General features: G+C 52.9%; 1 rRNA gene. It reads right to left on the bottom strand.

Annotation, left to right across the window (positions count from 1 at the left end):
• Positions 1-1,564 (bottom strand): 23S ribosomal RNA (locus DBY68_RS22670); the annotation flags it as partial.

Below are 1,564 nucleotides of genomic sequence, written 5' to 3'. Positions count from 1 at the left end.
ACTTACACACCCAGCCTATCAACGTCGTCGTCTTCAACGTTCCTTCAGGAGACTTAAAGTCTCAGGGAGAACTCATCTCGGGGCAAGTTTCGTGCTTAGATGCTTTCAGCACTTATCTCTTCCGCATGTAGCTACCGGGCAATGCCATTGGCATGACAACCCGAACACCAGTGATGCGTCCACTCCGGTCCTCTCGTACTAGGAGCAGCCCCCCTCAATTCTCCAGCGCCCACGGCAGATAGGGACCGAACTGTCTCACGACGTTCTAAACCCAGCTCGCGTACCACTTTAAATGGCGAACAGCCATACCCTTGGGACCTACTTCAGCCCCAGGATGTGATGAGCCGACATCGAGGTGCCAAACACCGCCGTCGATATGAACTCTTGGGCGGTATCAGCCTGTTATCCCCGGAGTACCTTTTATCCGTTGAGCGATGGCCCTTCCATTCAGAACCACCGGATCACTATGACCTGCTTTCGCACCTGCTCGCGCCGTCACGCTCGCAGTCAAGCTAGCTTATGCCATTGCACTAACCTCCTGATGTCCGACCAGGATTAGCTAACCTTCGTGCTCCTCCGTTACTCTTTGGGAGGAGACCGCCCCAGTCAAACTACCCACCAGACACTGTCCGCAACCCGGATCACGGGTCTACGTTAGAACATCAAACATTAAAGGGTGGTATTTCAAGGTTGGCTCCATGCAGACTGGCGTCCACACTTCAAAGCCTCCCACCTATCCTACACATCAAGGCTCAATGTTCAGTGTCAAGCTATAGTAAAGGTTCACGGGGTCTTTCCGTCTTGCCGCGGGTACACTGCATCTTCACAGCGAGTTCAATTTCACTGAGTCTCGGGTGGAGACAGCCTGGCCATCATTACGCCATTCGTGCAGGTCGGAACTTACCCGACAAGGAATTTCGCTACCTTAGGACCGTTATAGTTACGGCCGCCGTTTACCGGGGCTTCGATCAAGAGCTTCGCCTTACAGCTAACCCCATCAATTAACCTTCCGGCACCGGGCAGGCGTCACACCGTATACGTCCACTTTCGTGTTTGCACAGTGCTGTGTTTTTAATAAACAGTTGCAGCCAGCTGGTATCTTCGACTGATTTCAGCTCCATGAGTAAATCACTTCACCTACATATCAGCGTGCCTTCTCCCGAAGTTACGGCACCATTTTGCCTAGTTCCTTCACCCGAGTTCTCTCAAGCGCCTTGGTATTCTCTACCTGACCACCTGTGTCGGTTTGGGGTACGATTCGATGTTACCTATAGCTTAGAGGCTTTTCCTGGAAGCAGGGCATTTGTCACTTCAGCACCGTAGTGCCTCGTCATCACGTCTCAGTCTTGAAGCAAACCGGATTTACCTGGTCTGCAAACCTACACGCTTAAACCGGGACAACCGTCGCCCGGCCAACATAGCCTTCTCCGTCCCCCCTTCGCAGTAACACCAAGTACAGGAATATTAACCTGTTTCCCATCGACTACGCCTTTCGGCCTCGCCTTAGGGGTCGACTCACCCTGCCCCGATTAACGTTGGACAGGAACCCTTGGTCTTCCGGCGT

It is taken from the genome of Pseudocitrobacter sp. RIT415 (assembly GCF_003057695.2).
GTDB lineage: Bacteria > Pseudomonadota > Gammaproteobacteria > Enterobacterales > Enterobacteriaceae > Pseudocitrobacter > Pseudocitrobacter faecalis.
This window is presented reverse-complemented; position numbering and strand designations above follow the sequence as displayed.